Source organism: Pseudomonas sp. fls2-241-TYG-175 (assembly GCF_030209155.1).
Classification (GTDB): domain Bacteria; phylum Pseudomonadota; class Gammaproteobacteria; order Pseudomonadales; family Pseudomonadaceae; genus Aquipseudomonas; species Aquipseudomonas viridiflava.
The window spans coordinates 44,724-68,391 of record NZ_JARVSO010000001.1; the positions used below are offsets into that span (position 1 = coordinate 44,724).

Here is a 23,668-nt window from a genome sequence, read left to right on the forward strand (position 1 = left end):
CGGGCAAAAAAATGCCCCGCCTCTGAAAGAGGCGGGGCATGGCAGACCCGGATGTGGCGGTCAGGCCTGAGGCTGCCAGCCACCACCCAATGCCTTGTAGATGGCGACGATCCCGCGATACAGCTCGATCTCGGCCTGAGCCTGGGAGTCTTCGGCAGCCAGACGTTCGCGCTCGGCGTCCAGCAGAACGAGGAAATCAGCCGTTCCTTCACGATACTGAACGTTGGCCAGACGGGCTGCGGCACGGCTGGATTCGCTCTGGCGGATCAGAGACAGCAGTCGCTGCTGGCGCTTGTCGTAATCGCTGAACGCATTTTCCGACTCCTCCAGTGCAAGCAGAACCTGTTGCTCGTAGTTGGCCAGCGCCCCTTCGGCATCGGCATTGGCGCTGCGGATCTGCGCCCGAACACTGCCCAGATCAAAGGCTGCCCAGGTGATGCTCGGACCGAGCGTCCAGGCTTTGGCCGCTGACGAGCCGATCTGCGAGCCGCGTCCTGCGGTAAAACCGAGGAATCCGCTCAGGCTGACCCGAGGGAACAGGTCAGCGGTTGCCACGCCGATGCGTGCGGTCGAAGCCGCCAGCTGGCGTTCCGCAGCCAGCACATCCGGACGATTGCGCAGCACCTGGGTCGGATCGCCAATCGGCAGCGCCTTGGCGATGGCTGGCAATTTGGTCGGGCTCAGGTCCACGCTCAGGTTTTCCGGCCGCTCACCCAGCAAGGTGGCGATGCGGTTGCGCTGACGATTCTGTTCGGCCTGCAGTTGCGGCACTGTCGCCTCAACGGCAGCGAGTCGTGCATCGGCGCGCACCACATCCAGTTCATTGCCGACACCGGCGTCGCGCAACTGCGTGGTGACGCCCTGAGAATCCTGCTGGTTTTTCAGGTTGTCCCGAGCAATGGCTTCGCGTAACTGTGCGCCACGCAACTGCCCGTAGGCGTCGACCACCTCGGCGATCAGCGTGACTTGCAGTTGATAGAGGTTGGCCTGTGCGGCCGCTTCATCGGCGTCGCTGGCTTCCAGCTGGCGCTGAATACGTCCGAACAGGTCCAGCTCCCAGGCCATGTCCAGACCCAGGTCATAACGCTCGGTGTTGACGCGTCGGTCAGTCACGCCAGGCTGCTGACCCTTGCCCAGATCGCTGCTGGCCCGGCTGGTCACCACCGGCATGGCGTCGTTGGCCACGTCGTCGCGAATGGCGCGTGCCGCTTTCAGGCGGGCAAACGCGACGCGCAGATCCCGGTTGCCATTGAGTGACTGAGTGACCAGTTTGTCGAGGGTCGGATCGTCGAACTGCTTCCACCACAAGGCATCGGCCTTGGTCCGGTCGTAGTTGCCCTGGGCGGCAGCGGCGAGTTTCGCCGGTGCGGTCTCAGGCGCCTTGTAGTCCGGGCCGACGGCACAGGCCGCCAGCGCCAGAACCAGCAGGCTCGGAACGAAGAGTTTAAGCGCGCTCATCAATGCATCTCCGCAGGCAGTGTTTGCAGTTTCTGCGCCCGTGCGGCCTTGCGGGCCTCCTGACGCTCGACGAAGTTACGGATCAGCACATAGAACACGGGGGTCAGCAGCAGGCCGAAGAAGGTGACGCCGAGCATCCCGGAGAACACCGCTACACCCATGGCATGACGCATTTCGGCACCGGCGCCACTGGACAGCACCAGCGGTACGACACCCATGATGAAGGCGAAAGAGGTCATCAGGATCGGGCGCAGACGCAGGCGGCAGGCTTCCAGCACCGCATCCAGCGGGCTCATGCCTTCTTCCTGTTTGTCCTTGGCGAACTCGACGATCAGGATCGCGTTCTTGCAGGCAAGTCCCACCAGTACGATCAGGCCGATCTGGGTGAAGATGTTGTTGTCGCTACCGGCAATCATTACCCCGGCGATCGCCGACAGCAGCGTCATTGGCACGATCAGGATCACCGCCAGCGGCAGGCTCCAGCTTTCGTATTGGGCGGCCAGTACCAGGAACGCCAGCAGTACGCAGAGCGGGAAGACGAACAGCGCAGTGTTGCCCGACAGAATCTGCTGATAGGTCAGGTCGGTCCATTCGTAGACCATGCCATTGGGCAGTTCTTCCTTCAGCAGCTTCTCGACGGCCGCCTGGGCCTGGCCGGAGCTGTAGCCCGGTCCGGCAGCGCCGTTGATCTCGGCCGTGATGAAGCCGTTGTAGTGCATCACGCGGTCGGGACCTGCGGTGTCGGTGACCTTGACGAAGGTCGCCAGCGGGATCATTTCGCCCAGGTTGTTGCGCACCTTGAGCTGACCGATCTGGTCGGCATCCTGACGGAACTGTTGTTCAGCCTGAACGTTGACCTGATAGGTACGACCGAAGCGGTTGAAGTCGTTGGCATACAGCGAGCCCAGGTAGACCTGCAGGGTGTCGAAGATATCGCTGATCGCCACGCCGTGGGTCTTGGCCTTTTCGCGGTCGATGGACGCATCGACCTGCGGCACGTTCACGGTGTAGCTGGTGAACAGACCGGCCAGCTCAGGCACGCTGCGGCTCTTGGCGATGATGTTCTGGGTTTCCTTGTACAGCTCGTCGTAACCCAGATTGCCCCGGTCTTCGATCTGCAGGCGGAAGCCGCCGATGGTACCCAGACCCTGCACCGGAGGTGGCGGGAAGATCGCCATGTAGGCTTCCTGAATTGAAGCGAACTGGCCGTTCAACGCGCCGGCGATGGCATTGGCCGACTGGCTCGGGTCTGTGCGTTCATCAAAAGGCTTGAGTGCGACGAACACCACGCCGTTGTTCGGGCTGTTGGTGAAGCCGTTGATCGACAGGCCCGGGAAAGCAATCGCGTTTTCCACGCCTGGCTGTTTCAGGGCCAGGTCAGACATGCGCTTGATGACTTCTTCGGTCCGGTCCAGGCTGGCCGCATCCGGCAACTGGGCGAAGGCGACCAGGTACTGCTTGTCCTGGCTGGGCACGAAACCGGTAGGTGTGCTGGAGAATCCCATCCAGGTCAGCACCATCAGGCCTGCGTACACCAGCAGGGCGATGCCGCTGCTGCGAATCACACGTGCAACCGTGCCGACGTAGCCATGGCTGGCTCTCTCGAAGAAGCGGTTGAACGGACGGAACAGCCAGCCACCCAGCATCCTGTCGAGGAAGCGCGAGAAGCGGTCCTTCGGCGCATCGTGAGCCTTGAGCAGCACCGCGGCCAGCGCAGGCGACAGGGTCAGCGAGTTGAACGCCGAGATCACGGTCGAGATGGCGATGGTCAGCGCGAACTGTTTATAGAACTGCCCGGTAAGCCCGGAAATGAACGCGGCAGGTACGAACACCGCACAGAGCACCAGTGCCGTGGCGATGATCGGCCCGGTCACTTCGGCCATGGCTTTATGTGTCGCTGCGACCGGTTCGAGCCCCAGCTCGATGTTACGCTCGACGTTCTCCACCACCACAATGGCGTCGTCCACCACGATACCGATCGCCAGTACCAGCCCGAACAATGACAGCGCGTTGAGCGAGAAGCCGAACAGGTGCATTACTGCGAATGTACCGATCAGCGAGACCGGCACCGCGACCAGCGGAATGATCGACGCGCGCCAGGTTTGCAGGAACAGGATCACCACCAGCACCACCAGAATCAGTGCTTCGAACAGGGTGTGGATCACCGCCTCGATGGAGCCGCGCACGAAGATGGTCGGGTCATAGACGATGCTGTAGTCCATCCCCTCGGGGAAGCCTTTTTTCAGCTCGGCCATCTTGGCCCGCACATCGTTGGAGATGTCGATTGCGTTGGAGCCCGGACGCTGGAAGATCGGCAATGCCACGGCGGGCTGGTTATTCAGCAAGGAGCGCAGGGCGTACTGGTTGGAACCCAGTTCGACACGAGCCACATCTTTAAGGCGCGTGATTTCGCCATCGGCACCGGCGCGGATCACTACGTTTTCGAACTCTTCCTCGGTGACCAGACGGCCCTGCGTGTTGATCGACATCTGGAAGCTGGTGGCATTGGGTGAGGGCGGCGCGCCCAGCTGGCCGGCAGCAACCTGACGGTTCTGTTCGCGGATCGCGTTGACCACGTCGGTTGCGGTCAGGTTGCGTGAAGCGGTCTTGTTCGGATCGAGCCAGACCCGCAGCGAGTAATCGCCCATGCCGAACAGTTGCACGTCGCCCACGCCGCCCAGTCGCGCCAGCTCATCCTTGATGTTCAGGACGGCGTAGTTGGACAGGTACAGCATGTCGTAGCGTTTATCCGGCGAGGTCAAGTGCACGACCATGGTCAGGTCGGGCGAGGCCTTGTCCACTGTGATACCGATCCGCGTCACCTCTTCAGGCAGCTTGGGCTCGGTACGCGTCACGCGGTTCTGCACCTGCACCTGGGCGTTGTCCAGGTCGGTGCCCAGCGCGAAGGTGATAGTCAGGGTCAGCTTGCCGTCGGCAGTGGCCTGCGACGACATGTACAGCATGTTCTCGACGCCGGTGATGGCCTGCTCCAGTGGCGAGGCCACGGTTTCTCCGATCACCTTGGGGTTGGCGCCCGGGAAGTTGGCCCGTACCACGACGGTAGGTGGCACGACTTCCGGGTATTCACTGATCGGCAACTGGAACAGCGAGATGGCACCGGCGATCAGGATCAGCAGTGACAACACGGCGGCGAAGATCGGCCGCGAGATAAAGAATTTTGAGAAGTTCATCGAACGAGTCCCTTAGCCGCGAGGCGCAGTGGCGCTGGCGAGTTTGGCGGTCGCATTGGGCGCCGACTGTTGCGGGTTGCTGGCTTCAAGGGCCTGACGTTGCTTGAGGAGCAGGGCGAGGGTGTCGGCACTGGCCATCGGCGTAACTTCAGGGTCCACAGGCTGGCCGGGACGTACACGCTGCAAGCCTTTGACGACGATGGTGTCGTCCTTGCCCAGCCCGTTGCGCACGATGCGCAGGCCTTCGATTTTCGGACCCAGCTCGACCGGGCGATAGGCCGGCTTGTTGTCCTTGTCCATCACCAGCACGAACTTCTTGCCCAGGTCGGTGCCGACGGCTTCATCGTTGATCAGCACGGCGGAGTAGGTGCCGCTGCCGACCAGCTTGAGACGTGCGTAAAGACCGGGGGTGAAGCTGCCATCGGTGTTGTCGAACACGGCGCGGCCGCGGATGGTGCCGGTACGCGGGTTGACCTGGTTGTCGACGAAGTTCATCTGACCCAGGTGCGGGTTGCCGTTCTCGTTGGACAGGCCCAGGTAAACCGGGGTGGTCTGACCGCGCTGACCCTTGCGGGCCAGTTCGGTGTACTTGAGGAATACACGCTCGTCGGCGTCGAAGTAGGCGTAGACCTTGTCAGTGGAGACCACGCTGGTCAGCGCTGTCACATCGGCCGTCACAATGTTGCCGGCAGTGATCTCGGCACGGCTGACGCGGCCGGTAATAGGCGCGGTCACACGGGTGAAGCTGAGGTTCAGGCGGGCCAGATCCAGTTGCGCCTGAATCGCGGCGACGCCGGCCTTGGCTTCCTGCGCGGAGGTGGTGCGCGAGTCTGCCAGTTCGGCGGAAATGGCATTGTTGGTGCGCAGACGCTCGCCGCGCTGGGCTTCGTTGTCGCTGCGTACGGCCACGGCCCGCGCTTGCTGCAGCTGGGCTTCGAGGCGGCGTACTTCAGACTGGAACGGACGCGGGTCGATCTGGAACAGCAGGTCGCCTTTCTTGACCAGCGAGCCATCGGTGAAGGCCACCTGATCGATCTGGCCGGAGACGCGCGGACGAACTTCGACGGTTTCCGGTGCTTCGAGGCGGCCGGTGAACTCGTCCCACTCGTTGACGGGTTGTTCCAGCACCTTGGCGACGCTGACCTTGGCGGCTGCGGGGGCCTGAGTGGCCTCAGGTGCGCGACCACAGGCGCTGATCACGACCAGTGCGAGGGCAGTGAGGGGATAGCGCAGATGAGCGAGTGTCTGGGGCATGGGAAGTTCCGCCGAAAGTAAAGGATGGGCGGATTCTGTTGCGCGCAGGGTGTTATTAACGAATCGAATAAATCGAAGGTTACTATCATCCGTAATGATGAACGTCATCTTCGCCGCCAGCCCTACACACGCTGCTGCGCAACCTCACTGAGCATTCTGCAGCCGGTAACGAAACGTGTTGCGCACGCCGATGACCTTGACCGGGTGGCCGTCGGCAACTTGCGGGCTGTAGCGGAAACCGGCGGCGGCCTTGAGAGAGGCTGCGCCGAAGTGGGACGCATCGCACTGCCCCTTGACCAGTCGTGCTGCCGTCGTTGTGCCATCGGGCATCAGGTCGTACTCCACCGTGCAGTCACCTTCCAGCTCGTTTTCAAGTGCTGACGCCGGGTAGTCGGGAGCAGTCTTGGTCAGCGGCAGGTACTGTTTGCCAGCGGTTGCGGCGACATCGGTCGCGGGTCCGGGTACCGACGGCGCAGGTTTCGCCTCGGTTGCGGCCGGGGCTGTGTTTGAGCTGGCAGGTGCTGGCGTTGAGGCTTTGGCGGGCGCAGCGGGGGCTGGGTGCGGCGCTGGTTTGGACGGTTGTCGTGGCGGTTTCTGTCGCGCCTGAATATCAGCCTGTTCTGCCAGTCGGCTGGCTTCGAGCTGAGCCTGTTGTCTGGCGGCCTGTTCTGCCACCGCCTGTTTCTGTTGTTCGGCCGCCTGCTGACGTTGCGCCTCTGCAGCGCGAGCGCTTGCTGCCGCAGCGGCCGCAATGGCGGGGTCCGCAGCCAGTCCGGTGTGGATTACCACCGTCTGCCTGTCCGGCTCGGCTGTCGAGGGGGCAGATGCCGTGCTGCCGAGCCACGCCGCCAGAAAATGCACGGCCACCACCAAAGGGATGAGCAGCAATGCCGCGCGTGCCGATGCAGGCACAGGATCGCTTGCCGGTGACGTGCGTAGCGGGGCGACCAGCCTGAGGTCGGGCCTGATTGTCAGGTAGCTGACAGGCGCGGCTTTCCATGCGCCATCGTTACCTTGAGGGTTGAAGCGACAGCGCACGCCCGATTCGGCTAATTGATTGCTGGCCGCAGTGAACGAGATGCCCATGTCGGGAAGTGGGGATGCGGTGTGCATCGCGTGTTTCAGAGCGGTCTTCATGGCGCGGTATCCGGAGTTTGTGAGATCAACCCGACATTGGGCACACCGGCCTGCTGCAAGGCGCCCATCAACTCCATGATCCGCCCGTAGCTGACAGCACGGTCGCCGCGAATCAGCACGGCGGTATTGGCCTGGTCGCCGAGCGCATCGTGCACTTGCTGACCTACGGTGGGCAGCGCCAGCTGGACACGCGGGTCCTCGCCGCGATTCAGGTAATACAGGCCTTCGGCGTCGATGCTGATAACCAGCGGCGGGTGATCCGGTGCGTCGATCGCCTGCGCGCCGAGGCGCGGCAGGTCAACGTGCACCCCCTGAGTCATCAGTGGCGTGACGACCATGAAAATCACCAGTAGCACCAGCACCACATCAATGAACGGCACGACGTTCATTTCGCTGGAAATCCTGCCCCGTGATACTGCGTGGAACGAGCCTTTCTGATTCATGCGCTTTCCCTCGAGGCCATGTGCAGATGACTGCGGGCATGCAGGCTGGTCAGCAGCAGGGTGTGCAGCTCTTCGGCCAGGTCTGCCAGCCGGGTCTGCAAATCGGCGACCTTTTTCGACAGGAAGTTGTAGGCGATCACTGCAGGAATGGCGGTGAACAGACCGATTGCGGTGGCCACAAGCGCTTCGGCAATCCACGGCGCCACTGTGGCGAGCGTCGCCTGCGCCGTGGCCCCGAGTGCCTGAAACGAACCCATGATTCCCCACACCGTGCCGAACAGGCCGATATAGGGACTGACCGAGCTGATAGTCGCCAGGATCACCAGGCGACGATTCAGGCGCATGCCTTCGCGCGACAACGCCAGACGCAGAGCGCTGCCCACGGCGTCCATGGTCACGATCGGATCGGTGTTGGCGTGGGTCAATTGGCAGAAGTGGCGGAAGCCATCGCGAAACACCTTGCCTGCGCCACCGGGCTGGTCGGGCAGTTCCTTGTACAACTGGTTGAGGTCGGTGCCTGAATGAAAGCGTCGCTCGAAATCGGCCAGTTCACCGCTGTCGCGCCGCAGATCGTAGCTGCGAAGAAAGATCAGTAACCAACTGACCGCAGAGGCCAGCAACAGGATAAACATGACGGTCTGGGCAACCGGACTGGCGCCTTCGATCAAGCTGACAATGGACATGGACGATTGCATCGACAGGTATCTCCGTGGTGTTCAGGTGTGGAAAGCGAGGCAGCAGGGCGCGTCAGAGTTTGACTTTCATGCCGACCCAGAAGGACTGCCCGAAGCTGTTGCGCTCAAGCAGGTTGTTGTCCGCGTCGCGGATCAGACGCTTCTGGTCGGTGAGGTTTCGCCCCTCGGTGTAAAGGGTCAGGTTGGCGTTGAGCGCGTAGCTGACCTGGGCATCCAGTTGCCCATAGCGCTCTTCGAACTTGTCCTGGCGTGGGTTCTGAACGCTGAGACTGGTGCGCCGGTCGCCGACCACGGCGTAGCTGATCTGCGACTTGAGATCGCCGATGCCGTACATCAGCGTGGCGTTGTATTGCTGCTTGGGCGCGCCGACCAACTGGCTCGCCCGGCGCGTCGAGCCGTCGGCCATTGGCACATTCATCGACCCGTCGAGCCAGGTGCTGTTGAGCTTGAAACCCAGCCCGTCGAACGGCGCGGGCAGAAAGGCCAGGCGGTCCTTGATCAGGTTGATCGACACGCCACGGACCTGCGCCGTCGAGGTGTTGAGGGGTTGCGAGATCGTGGTCTGAATACCCGTGCTGTCTGTGCTGCTGGAGCTGCCGACGAAGATTTCGTTTTTCAGGTCCTTCTGGAACAGCGCCATGGACAGCAGCGCGCCCTGGCCGAAGTAGTAATCGGCGGCCAGATCGTAGTTGTTGGACGTGATGGGTTTGAGGCTCGGGTTGCCACGGTTGATGCTGATAGCGCCGTCCACCTGACTGACGCTGTTCAGCGGCACCACGTATTCCGGATTTGGCCGACCCAGTGACTGGCTGTAACCCGCACGCAGGCGCACCGAGGGCGTCAGGTCGTAGAAGGCGCTGAACGAGGGCAATACGTTGTCGTAGCTGCCGGAGTTGCTGCTGGGGTTGAGTGTGCCGCTGTTGTTCTGAAAGGCCGAGGAATCGAAGCGGGTGTGTTCATAGCGCGCGCCACCGAGCACTTCGAAACGCTCGCCGCGATACCTGAGCAGACCGAAGCCTGCGGCAATGTCTTCCTGATAACTGAGGTCGTTCTGGGTGCTGAGCAGCATGCTGTTGGCTTGATCGAGCCGAAACAGTCCGGGGTTGTCGGCGAAGAAACGGTTGGTTGCCTTGTAGTAATCGCCCGCGTTGCTGAACGAGCTGGCAGGGAGGCTAGCTGCGCTGGTGGGCAGGAAGGTCTGTTGATCGATGTCCTGAGTGACCTCCATGCGTCGCCAGCTTGTGCCCACCTTGGCACCCAGTCCCCGGTCCTGCGGGTCGGTATTGAAACCGTAGGCTCCTTGCCATTCCTTGATGGTCTGCTGGCGCTCCAGCTTTTCCGGCTGAATGTTGAACAACTGATAGTTCGATGGCGTGTTGGCCGCCGAAGGGTTGGCGGGCGTGATGGTGGACATGTCGCGATTGTCGGCGTCCTGGCTCGTCAGGTCGTACTGGTAGCCGAAATTGGAGCCGTAAGCCGAGCGGAATTCAAACTGGCCGTCATCCTTGCGCTCATAGGTGCTGCGGGCCGCGTAGAGTTTGCTGGTCAGGCGCTGTTGATCGGCAGGCTTGAAGTCGACGTCCCAGATGGCCAGATCCGTTGCCGTGGTTTCCGGGAAGTAGTCAACGCGATAGCGATTGCGGCCCTGGGCATAGCTGCCGCTGACATCGGTGATGTTGCGCGGCGAGCGACCTTCAAGAATGTTCAGGTAGCGGTATTCGTCCGATTCGTAGCTGTAGTGCGCGCCGAGCAGCGATGAGTAAAGGTTTTCGCTGGGCTTGTATTCCAGGCGGCCCAGCAGACTCCAGCGATCCAGCCGGTTGGTGTACTGCGCCTGATCACGACGGTCCACCGACGGCGTGCCGGCCGCGCTGTAGTTGACGGTACGGATGTCCTTTTCCTGATCGCGACTGCGGTCGGAGAAACTGCCCGCCAGCATGTAGCCGAATTGTTTGTCCTCGCCGAAGCGGTCGTTGACTCTGCCGTCGATGATCGCGGAAGGGCTGGAAGGCCCGCCCGGTACGCTCATGTTGCTGTAGTGGCCGACCTTGGCGTCGGCAACGGCCTGAAAGCCGCTGTAGTCGAATGCGCTGATCGGCTGCAAATCCACGATCCCGGCAATCGCCGGTTGCAGGTCGGGCGTCAGGCTCTTGTAGACCGCCACACGTTTGAGGGCGACGCCGGGGATGGCTTCCAGGTCGGTCTGTCGGCCCAGCGCGAACCAGCCATCAGGAATCATCGCGCCGTCGAAGGTGGTCGTCGTGAAGCGCGAGGGCAGGCCGCGTATGGAGACGAAGCGACCTTCGTCTTCATCGAATTCGGTGGTCACGTCCGGGAGACGACGCAGGGAGTCGGCCACGTTCAGGTCGGGCTGCTGGCCCAGTTCATCGGACGAGATGAAGTCGGCGACCTGAGACGTGTTGCGTTTGGCGCGAATTTCCTCGCGGTTCTGTTTGACGTACCCCGTGACCGTGACGCTTTCCGCCGCTGGCGTATCGCTTTTGCCGGATGAATCCTGGGCAACTGCAGGGGTGATGAGGGTAAGCAGCACAGCGCCGGAAACAAGCGGGTAACAGGCACGGGTTCTGGTCATCATGGTGAAATCTCGTGGAGGCCGAAGAGGTCTGGCTTTTTATTTACGCTTAAAGTGTTAAATAAAAATGACTGGCTGTAATCGGTTGGAGATTTCATCAGGATTTGATGCGCGCCGTGTTCATAGGCAGGGCTGAAAAGGCTTTTGCTAAAGGTCTGCCTGGGCAGGCAGCTGCGTACGTTCGAAATCCAAATATTGTCATCAGATTTAAACATTAAGTGTGAAAATATGCGTCGTACTCACACGCACTCTGACAAAGGAGACGTTTCTTGCCCAATCGCACGCTCAATGAAGGGATTCACGTATCGGATAACGAGCGGTTCATTCTGGATGTCATCCGGCGTGAAGGCAGTATCAGCCAGTCCCGTGTCGGTCAACTGAGCCAACTGACCCAGCAGTCGACGCACCGGATCATCAGCGCGCTGCTGGCGCGCGACCTGTTGCAGGCCGGGCCGCCTGCCTCCGGTGCAGGACGCGGCAAGCCTTCGCCCAGCCTTCAATTGGCAGCCAGAACCGTTTTCAGCGTCGGCATCGCGATCAATACTGATTGCGCCATCCTGTCGTTGACCGCGCTGGATTGCGAACTGGTGGAGGAGGTGCGCTTCCGGTTTCCGCCGCTGAGTCGCCAGACCACGCTGGAGCGGTTGAGCACGGCGCTGGACAGGGTCTGTGTCCGCAATGGCGTGGACAAGGCGAGCCTGATCGGCGTCGGGTTCTCGATCAACGGCTACTTCGTCGCCAACCGTCGGCAGATCAACGCGCCGGAGCCGTTACGCGACTGGTCATTGATCGATCTGCAGCCACTGCTGGAAGAAACCTTCGGCCTGCCGGTCTGGATCGAAAACAGCGTCAGCGCGGCTGCCGTAGGCGAGAGCCTGTGCGGTGCCGGACGCTGGGCGCGTTCCTTTGTGTACCTGGGGTTCAACTACGGTTTCGGTGGCGGCCTGGTAATCGAGGGCAAACCGTTTTTCGGTGCCAATGGCAACGCTGGCGAACTCAGTTCGATACTGACGCGCGAAGAGCAGGAGGTGCGTCCGGCCCTGCGTTACCTGCTGGAAATGCTTCAGGAGCAGGGCGTTGACGTCGATTCCATCGAAGACATTTCGTTGCGGTTCGACCCTCGGTGGCCAGGCGTTGATGCTTGGGTCGACCGGGTGATGCCTTGCCTGAACCGCATCATCAACTCGCTCAGCGGCATTCTCGATCCTCAGGCCATCGTGTTTGGCGGGCAATTGCCGGTCGCGCTTGGCGAAGCGCTGATGGCGCGAGTCGAATACTGGGGCGGCGACCGCTACGGCATCACGGCCACACGACCCAGTCTGGTGATGGGGCAACAGAGTTGTGACGCCGCCGCCCGCGGCGCGGCGCTGATTCCGCTGCGGGCCTGCTTTTTCCTGTAAGCGGTTTTTCGTCTGTCCGGTCCATGAGGTTCAATAATGCGAACGCTGCACTGCCTGCTCATATTTCTGCTGACTGCCACAGCGACTGTCGCCCGGTCGGCCGAAAGACTGTATGCCTGCGGAGACGATCAGGTTCGCGAGTACCGTGTGCAAGCGACGAGTGCCAACGAGATCTGGCGCTGGAGTGCGGCTCAGGCGAAGGACTTGCCGGACGCCTACCGGCAGAAGCTGCTGTCGCATATCGACGAATGCAAGCCGGTCGAAGGTGGCCGCGCCATTCTGGTGACGTCTTCGACGGGCGGTGTGGTCTTGCTCGATCGGGCCTCGGGTCGGGTTCTGTTTAAAGCTTTGGCGCCGATGGCGCATTCGGCCGAGTACCTGCCCAACGGTTTGATCGCCGTCGCGTTGTCGATTGAGCCCAAGGGCGACCGGCTGCAGCTCTACGATCGGTACCGCAATGAAACGCCACTGTTCGAGACGCCGCTGCCCTCGGGGCACGGCGTGGTCTGGGATGAGCAGCGTCAGCGTCTGTTCGCGTTGTCCCATGACCTGTTGCAGGCCTTCACGCTGAGCGGCGACCGCGCATCACCCGTGTTGCAGGAATCTGAGCGCTGGACGTTGCCGGGAAGGCGCGATGGCCATGACCTGTCGGCGCTTGGCGATGGTCGTTATGCGGTCACAACCGATGATGGAGTCTGGCTGTTCAGCCCGGACAGCGGTGTGTTTTCGACGTTCGAGCCTTTACGCTCGGCTTCAAGGGTCAAGGCATTGAGCGTTATGGATGAGCGCATGGCCTGGGTCGAAGTGGAGCAAAGCTGGTGGGCCTTTGGTTTTCATCTGGCCGAGCGCGACGGTAGCGGCGGGGTGCGTGTGCCGGTCTCGGATCTGCATCTGTACAAGGTGCGCTGGGTGCATTGACCTGTCGGTCTCTGGCGGACTGCCTGCTCATTTTCCTGCGCCCATCTCGATCGCGCTTCGCAACCGGCTGGCATCCCTCGCAGGTGGCAGACCGAACAGGCGCACGTAGTCCCGACTGAACTGCGAGGGGCTTTCGTAGCCGACCTGATAGCCCGCACCGGCCGCATCCACAGCTTCGGCCACCATCAAGCGACGTGCTTCCTGTAATCGCAACTGACTTCGAAACTCCAGCGGACTCATTGAGGTCACGGCCTTGAAATGCGCGTGGAATGTGGAGCGGCTCATGCCCGCCAGTTCGGCGATGTCATCAATCCGGCAACCCTGTCGGTAGTGCTCGCGCATCCAGGCAATCGCCTTGGCAATCTGCCGCAGTCGGCTGTCTGCCCGGGCCAGTTGCCGGACGATGCCGTTGCCGCTCTCGCTCAGCAACCGATACAGCATCTCTCGGATGATGAGCGGTGCCAGTGCGTCGATATCCTTGGGTGTGTCCAGCAGACCGACAAGCCTGGCTGCGGCGTCAAGCAACTCCGGCGTGGTGGCGTTGAGTTCGATGCCAGCAGTCGGCAGGTCGCTCGTTTCGCTGGTATCCGGGTGCCGAAGCGCCAGTTCGCTCAGGATGGCCATGTCCAGATCCAGCACGAGACACAGGTACGGCAATGCTTCGCTTGCCTCGATGACCGAGCCCATGACCGGCATGTCCACCGACGCCACCAGATAGGTGGATGCATCGTACACATAGGACAAGGCACCAGCCGCGACTTGCTTGCGGCCCTGAACGATCAGGCAGAGGGTCGGTTCGTAGACCACCGGCATCGGCACGGTAGGCGCGCCCGAGCGAACCAGGCTGACACCTGCGACAGGCGTGGTGTGCATGCCGTCGGTCCTTGCATGCCGGCTGATGACGTCGATCAGTTTTTCAAGAGAACCCATAGCGGCTCCGGTCGCACGATGATGAAAACAGCCTTCAATCCCGTTCGGATAATCGTGCAAGAACGCAGGACGATCCGGCTACAGCGCAGCGCCTCCCTGACGGCAGACTGAACCCGACTGTTCAGAACTTCACATCCACAAGGAGGCCATCATGCCCGCTATCACTGCACTCGACCACTACCGCCTGCTCGGACGATCAGGTATGCGCGTCTCGCCCATGGCCCTTGGCACCATGACCTTCGGTGCCAACTGGGGCTGGGGCGCCGAGGCCGATCAGGCACGGCAGATATTCGATGCCTATGTCGACAAGGGCGGCAATTTCATCGACACCGCCGTCAACTACACCAACGGCGAGTCGGAGCGCATCCTGGGGCAGTTTCTCAAGGGCAAGCGCGAGCGCCTCGTCGTCTCGACCAAGTTCACCATGGCGCGTGATCCGGGTAATCCAAACTCGGGCGGCAACCATCGGCTGAACCTGATGCGTTCGGTCGAGACCAGCCTCAGGCAGCTCGACACTGACCGCATCGAATTGCTCTACCTGCATGCCTGGGACTTCACCACCTCCGCCGACGAAGTGATGCGTGCGCTCGACGATCTGGTGCGCGCCGGCAAGGTGCTTTACCTCGGTATCTGTAACACCCCGGCGTGGAAGGTCGCTGAGTTGCAAACCCTGGCGCTGCTGCGTGGCTGGTCGCCGCTGGTTGCGCTGCAGATCGAGTACAGCCTGGTCGAACGCAGTGTCGAGCACGAGCTGATTCCGATGGCCGAAGCGATGGGGCTTGGCGTGCTGCCGTGGTCGCCGCTGGGTGGCGGCATTCTGAGCGGCAAGTACAGCCGCGACGATCTGCAGCAGGTCAGCGAAGCGGGGGTTTCGACCACGCGCAAGGGCGTGATCAGTTCATCGGGGCATATGACCGAGCGATCGCTGGAGATCGCCAGTGTCGTTGGCGATATCGCGAAAGACATCGGCGTCACGGCTTCACAGGTCGCGCTGGCCTGGACGCTCATGAACCCGGCCGTGGTTGCGCCGGTACTGGGTGCCAGGACGCTGGCGCAGGCGCTGGACAATCTGGCCGCACTTGATCTGCAACTGGATGAGGAGCAGGTCGCCCGGCTGGATCAGGTCAGTGCGCCCGCGCCGATCTTCCCCGAGCGCTTCGTGTCGCGGCCCATGGTTCAGCAACTGATCTTCGGCGGTGCCCGGCTGCAAAACCGGATGTGACAGCTTCGAAAATGCCCGCTCATCCTGGGCGGGCCTTCTGCTCTTCAATGCCGTGACGGCCAAAGGAGTCTTTAGATGCACATTTCCATTCTGAAAAAAATCCACGCGTTGGCGCTGGCAGTGGCGGCCCTGATTGGCACCGGGCTGATTTCCGGCAATGCTCATGCCGCTTGCGCCCCGGATACCGAGGCATACAACAAGCAGCTCGTGACTCAGGCCTTTGATCGCTGGGCGGCTGGAGGAACGACCTTCTTCACTGACATGCTGTGGCCGGATGTGGTCTGGACCATAAAGGGTTCGGGTCCCAGCGCGGGCGTTTATCGAGGCGTCGATTCATTCGTTCAGCAGGCGGTGCAACCGTTCGTGTCGCGGTTGTCCAGTCCGGTCAGGCCGGTAAGCAAACGCGTCTGGGCAGAGGGTGATCACGTCATCGTGCAGTGGGACGGCGTTGGCGTGGCGCGGGACGGACAGGCTTACAACAACAGCTACGCGTGGATCTTTCACATGCGTGACGGCAAGGCGTTTGAAGCCACTGCGTTTCTCGACCTTGCACCTTACGACGAGGTGTTGCGACGGATTCCGGTGCCTGCCGCGAGCGGCGGATAGAAGATTTTCATTCGTGCGATAGACATTTATTGATGTCGATCAGCATCAAAGTCGTTGACGGCTACGATTACGTTCATCATCATAGCGCCATCTTCAGCCAATCGACCCGCGAAGGAATTCCCATGACGACTCCTAAACCTGTAGCACTGGTGACCGGCGCTTCTTCCGGTATCGGCGAAGCCACTGCCAATGCGCTCGTTGCGGCAGGCTATACCGTGTACGGAACCAGCCGGAAAGGGAATCAGAGCGGACAGCGTAACTTTTCGATGCTGGCCCTTGATGTGACGGACGATGCGTCCGTCGAGGCGGCGATCAAGGAACTGCTGGTGCTGGAAGGGCGCATCGATCTGCTGGTCAACAACGCCGGATTCGGGCTTGCGCCTGCAGCAGCAGAAGAGAGCTCAATCCAGCAGGCCAAGGCGATCTTCGACACCAACTTTCTGGGCATTGTGCGCACCACTCGTGCGGTCATGCCGCACATGCGTCGGCAGGGCAGCGGCCGAATCATCAACATCGGTTCCATTCTGGGCATCGTGCCGGTGCCGTTCGTTGCGCTGTATGCAGCCAGCAAGCACGCAGTGGAAGGGTACTCGGAATCTCTGGATCACGAATTGCGCACCTTTGGCATCCGGGTCACGATCATCGAGCCTGGCTACACCAAGACCTCGTTCGAAACCAACAACCTCGAAGCCGACGCCAAGCTTGAGCTCTATCAGGACGTGCGGGCCAGGGTGTCCAAAGCGGTCAACCACGCCATGGCCAATGCCGACAGCCCGGAGGTAGTCGCCCAAGTGGTGCTCAAGGCTGCGCGTGCCGAGCGTCCCAAGTTGCGTTATACCGCCGGTAAAACCGCTGGCCAGTTTCAATTCATGCGCCGCTTTGCGCCAGCGGGTTTTCTGGATGCGGCCATCCGCAAGAACCTGAAACTGGACGCAAAATCACCTTCGCAGGCACGCCCGTCTCACCAGCCAGGTTGATCCGGCTGGCATCGCCCGAGCAATCCATGTTCGCCAGACGCGCGTTTACTCACTACAGTGGTTCCCGATGGCAACTTCAGGAGGAGCCCGATGACGCTTCCAAAAGCGCTGGCGTTTGATGTCTTCGGTACAGTGGTTGACTGGCATTCGGGTATTGCCCGCGAAACCGCAGCGTTTCTGGCGAACAACCTGCCTTCGGTCAGCCCGGCCGAGTTCGCGTTGCAGTGGCGCAAGCTGTACGCCCCGGCAATGCGCGAGTGCATCAATGAGGCAAGGGGCTTCGTGGTGCTGGACACCTTGCACCACGAGACGCTGCAACAGCTGTTGACGACCCACGGCCTGGACGTCGGCCGGATTCAGCCCGATGAGTTATGGCGGCTCGCCCATGCCTGGCGCCGACTGGATCCCTGGCCCGATGTGCCTGAAGGGCTGGTGCGACTGCGCGAGCATCTGCCTGTCGTGACCCTGTCCAACGCCAACGTCGAGCTGATGATCGCGATGAACCGCTACAACGGCTTGCAGTGGGACGCACTGCTGGGAGCCGAATTTGCCCAGACCTACAAACCGGAGCCTGCCGCCTACCTGACGACAGTCGATGCACTGGGCCTGAAACCCCAGCAGTTATGTCTGGTGGCGTGCCATCACAGCGATCTGGCGGCAGCCAGGGATTGCGGCCTGATGACGGCTTTTGTCCATAGGCCCATGGAGTACGGTGGAGCGCCTGCGCCCGACGCGGATTATGCCCAGGACTGGGACTACGAAGCCGACAGTCTCATCGATCTCGCCCGGCAGCTTTGCACTGCACCCTGAACCTTCCGACGATACAGCGCTCACTTGTTAAGCCGCCGCGTTGAGTGACCGCGCTGTCCCATTGCCGATAAGGAATTCGCATGCACCAAGCCTCGCCATCGCTTTCGTCGACGACTTCGCTGGCCGGACCTGTAGAGCGTGAGCTCAGCCTGCGCGCTGTGGTTACCGGAATCGTGCTCGGTATCCTCCTGACGCCTTCCAATGTGTACGCGGGACTCAAGATCGGCTGGTCGTTCAACATGTCGATCATTGCCTTGCTGATCGGCTATGGCATCTGGCAGGGGCTGGCCCGGCGTTCGAGTACGCAATTGCCCTGGACCCTGCACGAAAGCAACATCAACCAGACGGTCGCTTCTGCCGCCGCATCGATCATTTCCGGCGGGCTGGTTGCGCCGATTCCTGCCTACACGCTGCTCACCGGCCAGCAACTGGATGCGATTCCGATGATCGCCTGGGTGTTCTCGGTGAGCTTTCTGGGCATCTGGATCGCCTGGTACCTGCGCCCGTCGTTGCTCAACGACAAGGCGCTAAAGTTTCCCGAGGGCATGGCGACGCTGGAAACCCTGCTGCACATCTACAACCACGGCCATGAAGCCGCGACACGTCTCAAAGTGCTGCTGAGCGCTGCATTGCTGTCGGCATCGGTCAAGTGGGTCGACACTTTCATGTGGGCCTTGCCACGCTGGTCGCCGAACGCACAGCTGGAGCGTTTGACCTTTACCGCCGACCCCTCGCTGCTGCTGGTGGGCTTTGGCGCCATCATCGGCATTCGCGTGGGCCTGACGTTGCTGCTCGGTGCCGCTCTGGCGTGGGGCGGGCTGGCGCCCTGGCTGCTGGAGCAGGGGCTGGTGCAGTTGCCGCCCGACAGCAGCGGACCACAGTTCGCCGCGCTGGTGGAGTGGTTGTTGTGGCCGGGCGTGAGCCTGATGGTCTGCTCGACACTCGCGTCGCTGGCGATACGGCTTTGGTCACTGCACAAAACCACCCGGGCGGAGGGCGGCAAAACCTGGACCCTGCCCAAGCCTGGACCGGCGGCCGGTTTCGCGCTGGCAATCGTGTTGGTGGTCAGCCTGCAGGCCCTGTTGTTCGGCATCAATCTGTGGATGGCGCTGCTGACCATTCCATTGGCCATCTGCCTGGCTGCAGTGGCTGCCCGAGTGGTCGGCGCCACTGGCATTCCACCCATTGGCGCCATTGGCCAGCTTTCCCAGTTGAGCTTTGGCATCGTCGCGCCGGGTCAGGTGCCGATCAACCTGATGAGCGCCAACACCGCAGGTGGCTCGGCCGGGCAATGCACCGACCTGATGAACGATTTCAAGGTCGGCCGCGCCATTGGTGCGACACCGCGCAAACAATTGATCGCGCAAACCCTGGGGATCTTCGTCGGCAGCATTGTTGGCGTGTTTGCCTATCTGGCCCTGATCCCCGACCCGCAGAACATGCTCCTCACTGAAGAATGGCCTGCGCCCGCCGTCGCTACCTGGAAAGCCGTGGCACAAACCCTGACCCACGGGCTGGACTCGCTTTCCACGAGCATCCGCTGGGCGATCTTCATCGGCGGGCTGGCCGGGCTGCTGCTGGGCATTCTCGACAGTGTGTTGCCCGCACGCCGCGCCAGATTCCTCCCCAGCACCGCCGCGCTGGGTCTGGCCTTTGTGCTGCCCGCATCGGTATCGCTGATGATGGCCCTCGGCGCAATCGTGACCTGGCTGGTGAGCTGCCGCTGGGCGAGCCTGACCGAGCGATTCGCGATTACCGCGGCTGCGGGGCTGATTGCAGGGGAGAGTATTACCGGGGTGGGGGCGTCGTTGTGGCAGATGGTGGGGAATGGTTGAAGTGCAGAGATATGCTTTTGCACGCAGGGCGCGGGATATTTTGGCGGTTTCATCTAATGCGTTGGATGTGCAGGTTTTGCTGCTGGGCCCCGGCAGATCGCAGGTAAGCTGCCTCTTATCAAATAACCTGTAACTTACTGAAGAGAAAAGATTTTTTAGGAGCGCGCTTGGTCTGGGCGGCAATCCGATAGGAGCTTACAGACAGAAAATCAGCGACTGAACTGACGCAATCGCGGGCAAGCGCGCTCCTACGGTCCGTGTTTGCTGAGCGACAGCGCTACGTCGAAGACATGGCGGGGCATCACACAGTTCGCTGCTTTGTATGGTTCCGCTGCACATCAAAGCAGCGAAGCCCTCTCGAGCAGCTCTGACAGGCCTTCAGGTACGAGGGGAGATTCAGCCGAGAAGCTGGACGCTTTACGCCACGCTGCCCTGAAACACGATCCGTCGCTCTCATACCCGTCCAGCAGGAGCTTTTCGTAAACAGTCACGTCATCAAACGCCGCGTCATACACCTGGACTATCTCGTGTCCGGGCTTGCCAGCGTAAGTGAAAATGCTTTCCAGCGTGCCGATCAGTCGCAGGTTGCTGATTGATAGGCCTAGCTCTTCCTGGACTTCCCGGACGATGGCATCGCTGCTTCTTTCGCCAAACTCGATACCTCCGCCGACGGGGCGAAAGAAGGTTTGCTGTTTGGCCTCGTCGTAGAACTCATTCACCAGAATCTTCCCTTGGTGATGGAAGATGCAGATGGCGAGGGGACGAATGCGTTGTAACGACATGGTGGGAACTTCCTTGTGAGTAAACAGCGCTGTGAGCTCAGCCTTTTTTTTGCGAATGCGTCATTGTGTGGCTTTTCGATGACATTGAGGCGCTGGTCAAAGCAAGACAGTCTGGGTATGACTGAATTATCCAACAAGCGACTTCAAAAGAATGTGCCGATTCCACGGTCCGCAATAGTTGGGGATGTATGCGATCAGCACATAGCCGATGCGCTGATACCAACCGGCAACCCCGTCATCCAGCGTTTCAATGATTGAATCCACGCAGCCTCTTTCGAGCGCCAGCGCCTCTAGCTTGTGCAGTGCCTCGGCGCCGAGCCCGGTTCCGCGCCATTGTTGATCGACCCACAGGAAATTGACAAACAAGCGTTGAAACTCTGTGCGGCCTGTAGCACCACCCATGAGCAACGAGTCTTCAGTGAGCGCACAGGCAATGGCTTTGGCATTTCCGCCTAGTGGCTCGGATAAATCGCGTCCGGTGTCGATGACGCCATTTCTAATGCTCTGCAGAACGTCACTACCGACCTTGTCATCGGTTATCCATTTTCTCATTTCTGTGCTCCATGCATGTGTGTGCCAAATACACAAGCAAACGAAGTGCCAAAGCGGTCGGTGTCCAGAATGAGCTCCGGAAAAATGCGCTGACAAGTTGGCGCGCGCTCTTCTACAAAAAGCGCGCGCCTGATAAACCCTGCGGGTCAATCACGATAAACAGGGTAATCCGTATACCCCTCGGCATTCCCGCCATACACCGTCGCCGGGTTCAGCGTATTCAAGGGCCAGTCATGTTTGATCCGCGCAGGCAGGTCGGGGTTGGCCATGAACGGGCGGCCGAACGCAACGAAGTCTGCCAGTCCTGAGTCCAGCAATCTGGCACCCGATTCGGCGTTGTAGCGACCTGCGTAGATGATCGCGCCCTTGAACGTGTCGCGTACTGCACGGCGGAAGGTTTCCGGCATGGCAGGGGCGTTGTCCCAGTCGGCTTCGGCGATGGACAGGTACGCGATGCCCACATCCTGAAGGATCTTGATCGCCTCGATGTACGTGGTGTGCGGGTCTTCCTCGACCATGCCCAGGTAAGTGCGGGCTTCGTCGGTGGTCGTGAACAGTGGCGCAAAACGCACGCCGACCTTTTCCTTGCCGATGCATTCGGCCACGCCAGCGACCACTTCGCGCAGAAAACGCAGGCGGTTTTGCAGGGAGCCGCCGTACTGGTCGGTGCGAAGGTTGCTGTGAGCAGAAATGAACTGGTTGACCAGATAGCCATTTGCGCAGTGCAGTTCGATACCGTCGAAGCCGGCTTCCATGGCGTTGCGCGCAGCCTGAATGTAGAGCTGGATCAGTTCCTGGACTTCATCGGTGCTCAGCGCTCGTGGAGCGGAAGGTGGAACCAGTTCGCCTGCGCCGGGGGCGGTTTCGATGAACACGCTGACGCGATCGGTGGCAACGGCAGAGGCCGACACCGGGGCATCGCCGTTTGGCTGCAAGGCGGTATGCGATACACGGCCCACATGCCAGAGCTGGGCGAAGATCACGCCGTCTTTGGCATGAACGGCTTCGGTCACTTTGCGCCATCCGGCGATCTGCTCTGCGGTATGAATACCTGGAGTCCAGGCGTAACCCTGACCGCGCGGCTCGATCTGCGTGCCTTCAGTGACCAGCAGGCCAGCACCGACGCGCTGTTGGTAATACTCGGCCATCAATTCGTTGGCGACGTTGCCCGGTTGTGTGCTGCGCTGGCGGGTCAGCGGCGGCAAGACAATGCGGTTTTTCAGGGTGTGGGAACCCAGTTTGGCTGGGGTGAAGAAAGCGCTGTTTTTCATCGGTGTACCTTGTTTGGTCTGATTAGACCAGTCGACTAGTATTTGGGTGAAAATAAAACCGCGTGCCAGGCACACGGTTTCATGAGCTGCTGAAGAAAAATACTGGCCTGCGGATCAGCCAAGCATCTTCAGAAGCTTGTCGGCCACTGCAGCCGAGCTGGCGGGGTTCTGACCCGTGACCAGTTGGCCGTCAACGACCACGTGGACTTGCCAGTCAGCGACTTTGGAGTAGTGGCCGCCAAGGCGTTGAAACTCGTCTTCGATCAGGAAAGGCACGACGTCGGTCAGGCCGACCGCAGCTTCTTCGGCATTGGTGAAGCCGGTCACTTCGCGGTGTTGGATCAACGGCTTGCCATCTGCTCTGACTACGTGACGCAACACGCCCGGCGCATGGCAAACGAAGCCATGAGGCTTGTTGCTGCGATCAAAGGCTTCAATCAGCGCGATGGAATGCTTGTCTTCTGCCAGGTCCCACAGCGGGCCATGACCGCCTGGGTAGAACACCGCATCAAAGTCATCAGCGCTGACATCGGCCAGGCGACCGGTAGTGGCCAATGCCTGCTGAGCAGCAGGGTCATTGCGGAAACGATCAGTCTCGGCGGTCTGTGCATCCGGCTCATCGCTCTTCGGATCCAACGGAGGCTGGCCGCCCGCTGGCGAAACCAGTGTGATCTCTGCGCCAGCGTCCTTGAAGGCGAAGTAGGGGGCGGCGAATTCTTCCAGCCAGAAGCCGGTTTTCTTGCCGGTGTTGCCGAGCTGATCGTGTGAGGTCAGAACCATCAAGATTTTCATAGCGCACCCTGTAAGTTGGTCAGGCATCAGCGACGTGCAATGAATTTGCGTGTCCCGAGTACCTGTGGAATAGGTTGACGGGGCGCAGCATAGTTTCTAATTAGACCAGTCGTCTAGTGGTTTTTTTAACCCGAGGTTTTTCACCACCGGATGTGGCAAACTCTCGGTCCTTCGAATACGACTGGTCTATTGCCTGGTAATCCGCCCCATGAAACCGACCTACGACGACACCCGCCAACACCTGCTCGACACCGGCCACCGGATGATGGCCGAGCGAGGCTTCACCAGCGTCGGCTTGAACGAACTGCTGCAGGCGGCAGGCGTGCCCAAGGGCTCGTTCTATCACTACTTCAAGTCCAAGGAACTCTACGGCCAGGCCTTGCTGGAGGACTACTTTGTCGGCTACCTCGCTGACATGGAGCGACGTCTCACGCTGCCCGGTCTGAGCGCTTACGAGCGTTTGATGGACTACTGGCAGGGCTGGCAGGATCGCTGCGTGCCGGACGGGCAGGGCGACGAATGTCTGGTGGTCAAGCTCAGTGCCGAGGTGTCGGACCTGTCCGAAACCATGCGTCTTACGTTGCGTGACGGTACGGAGCGGGTCGTGTCGCGTATCACTGTTTGCATCGAGCAAGGACAAGCCGACAAGTGCCTGCCTGTCGGCGATCCCCGTGCACTGGCGGAGACGCTTTATCAGCTTTGGCTGGGGGCCAGTCTGCTGAACAAGTTGCAGCGCACCGGGCAGTCACTGGGCAGGGCGATGGAGACGACGAAGCGGTTGCTGAGTGTTTGATCGAACGCA

20 protein-coding genes are annotated in these 23,668 nt (G+C 61.0%); 8 read left to right on the top strand and 12 right to left on the bottom strand.

What is annotated here, in order from left to right:
* Positions 1-60: 60 nt before the first annotated feature.
* From QRN20_RS00220 to QRN20_RS00250, 7 genes are all read right to left on the bottom strand, one after another.
* Positions 61-1,458, bottom strand: coding sequence for an efflux transporter outer membrane subunit (locus tag QRN20_RS00220; RefSeq protein WP_029244585.1), 1,398 nt, complete (start codon positions 1,456-1,458; stop codon positions 61-63).
* Positions 1,458-4,649: an efflux RND transporter permease subunit gene (locus QRN20_RS00225; RefSeq protein ID WP_029244586.1), complete on the bottom strand. Its 3,192-nt coding sequence runs from the start codon at positions 4,647-4,649 to the stop codon at positions 1,458-1,460. Before QRN20_RS00225 ends, QRN20_RS00220 begins: the two co-directional genes overlap by 1 nt.
* A 12-nt stretch (positions 4,650-4,661) precedes the next feature.
* Positions 4,662-5,903, bottom strand: a complete 1,242-nt coding sequence (gene mexE, locus QRN20_RS00230; protein WP_058432694.1) for a multidrug efflux RND transporter periplasmic adaptor subunit MexE — start codon at positions 5,901-5,903, stop codon at positions 4,662-4,664.
* Positions 5,904-6,047: 144 nt separating this feature from the next.
* A complete protein-coding gene (locus QRN20_RS00235) occupies positions 6,048-7,040 on the bottom strand; it encodes an energy transducer TonB (protein ID WP_025993700.1) in 993 nt (330 codons plus the stop codon).
* Positions 7,037-7,483: a protein TolR gene (gene tolR, locus QRN20_RS00240; RefSeq protein WP_122605860.1), complete on the bottom strand. Its 447-nt coding sequence runs from the start codon at positions 7,481-7,483 to the stop codon at positions 7,037-7,039. Before tolR ends, QRN20_RS00235 begins: the two co-directional genes overlap by 4 nt.
* On the bottom strand, positions 7,480-8,178 hold the full coding sequence (gene tolQ, locus QRN20_RS00245; RefSeq protein ID WP_029244590.1) for a protein TolQ: 699 nt from the start codon (positions 8,176-8,178) through the stop codon (positions 7,480-7,482). The genes tolR and tolQ overlap by 4 nt, the downstream gene beginning before the upstream one ends.
* Positions 8,179-8,230: 52 nt before the next feature.
* Entirely contained in the window at positions 8,231-10,774 is a 2,544-nt protein-coding gene (locus tag QRN20_RS00250; RefSeq protein WP_285359768.1) for a TonB-dependent receptor, read from the bottom strand.
* Between the two features lie 266 nt (positions 10,775-11,040).
* On the opposite strand from QRN20_RS00250, the gene QRN20_RS00255 reads away from it, so the two are divergent.
* Together QRN20_RS00255 and QRN20_RS00260 are read left to right on the top strand one after the other, a co-directional pair.
* Positions 11,041-12,171, top strand: a complete 1,131-nt coding sequence (locus QRN20_RS00255; protein WP_285359770.1) for an ROK family protein — start codon at positions 11,041-11,043, stop codon at positions 12,169-12,171.
* 36 nt (positions 12,172-12,207) lie between these two features.
* Positions 12,208-13,089 (top strand): DUF6528 family protein, encoded by an 882-nt coding sequence (locus tag QRN20_RS00260; RefSeq protein ID WP_122428741.1) that lies wholly within the window; start codon positions 12,208-12,210, stop codon positions 13,087-13,089.
* 27 nt (positions 13,090-13,116) lie between these two features.
* On the opposite strand, the gene QRN20_RS00265 is transcribed toward QRN20_RS00260, so the two are convergent.
* Positions 13,117-14,019, bottom strand: coding sequence for an AraC family transcriptional regulator (locus QRN20_RS00265; protein ID WP_122545035.1), 903 nt, complete (start codon positions 14,017-14,019; stop codon positions 13,117-13,119).
* A 151-nt stretch (positions 14,020-14,170) separates the two neighbouring features.
* Here QRN20_RS00265 and QRN20_RS00270 point away from each other — a divergent pair, with 151 nt between their 5' ends.
* The 5 genes from QRN20_RS00270 (at position 14,171) to QRN20_RS00290 (ending at position 19,469) form a co-directional block, all read left to right on the top strand.
* Positions 14,171-15,241 carry an aldo/keto reductase gene (locus QRN20_RS00270; protein WP_285359775.1) on the top strand — a complete coding sequence of 357 codons (1,071 nt, stop codon included), beginning with the start codon at positions 14,171-14,173 and terminating at the stop codon, positions 15,239-15,241.
* 75 nt (positions 15,242-15,316) lie between these two features.
* Positions 15,317-15,847: a nuclear transport factor 2 family protein gene (locus QRN20_RS00275; RefSeq protein ID WP_088235383.1), complete on the top strand. Its 531-nt coding sequence runs from the start codon at positions 15,317-15,319 to the stop codon at positions 15,845-15,847.
* 122 nt (positions 15,848-15,969) lie between these two features.
* Complete coding sequence (locus QRN20_RS00280) at positions 15,970-16,824, top strand: oxidoreductase (RefSeq protein ID WP_088236419.1); 855 nt, start codon at positions 15,970-15,972, stop codon at positions 16,822-16,824.
* A 90-nt stretch (positions 16,825-16,914) separates the two neighbouring features.
* Entirely contained in the window at positions 16,915-17,634 is a 720-nt protein-coding gene (locus QRN20_RS00285; protein WP_025993710.1) for a haloacid dehalogenase type II, read from the top strand.
* Between the two features lie 80 nt (positions 17,635-17,714).
* The gene (locus QRN20_RS00290) at positions 17,715-19,469 is read left to right on the top strand and encodes an OPT family oligopeptide transporter (RefSeq protein ID WP_122605854.1); all 1,755 of its coding nucleotides are present in this window, start codon (positions 17,715-17,717) and stop codon (positions 19,467-19,469) included.
* A gap of 338 nt (positions 19,470-19,807) precedes the next feature.
* On the opposite strand, the gene QRN20_RS00295 is transcribed toward QRN20_RS00290, so the two are convergent.
* The 4 genes from QRN20_RS00295 to QRN20_RS00310 form a co-directional block, all read right to left on the bottom strand.
* Positions 19,808-20,251 (bottom strand): NUDIX hydrolase, encoded by a 444-nt coding sequence (locus QRN20_RS00295; RefSeq protein ID WP_043303935.1) that lies wholly within the window; start codon positions 20,249-20,251, stop codon positions 19,808-19,810.
* Between the two features lie 126 nt (positions 20,252-20,377).
* Complete coding sequence (locus tag QRN20_RS00300; RefSeq protein WP_043303841.1) at positions 20,378-20,803, bottom strand: GNAT family N-acetyltransferase; 426 nt, start codon at positions 20,801-20,803, stop codon at positions 20,378-20,380.
* 146 nt (positions 20,804-20,949) lie between these two features.
* Complete coding sequence (locus tag QRN20_RS00305; RefSeq protein WP_122605852.1) at positions 20,950-22,074, bottom strand: alkene reductase; 1,125 nt, start codon at positions 22,072-22,074, stop codon at positions 20,950-20,952.
* A 114-nt stretch (positions 22,075-22,188) separates the two neighbouring features.
* The gene (locus QRN20_RS00310) at positions 22,189-22,866 is read right to left on the bottom strand and encodes a type 1 glutamine amidotransferase domain-containing protein (protein WP_122408349.1); all 678 of its coding nucleotides are present in this window, start codon (positions 22,864-22,866) and stop codon (positions 22,189-22,191) included.
* Between the two features lie 208 nt (positions 22,867-23,074).
* Here QRN20_RS00310 and curR point away from each other — a divergent pair, with 208 nt between their 5' ends.
* On the top strand, positions 23,075-23,659 hold the full coding sequence (curR, locus tag QRN20_RS00315) for a TetR family transcriptional repressor CurR (protein WP_122439672.1): 585 nt from the start codon (positions 23,075-23,077) through the stop codon (positions 23,657-23,659).
* The last annotated feature ends 9 nt before the right edge of the window (positions 23,660-23,668 follow it).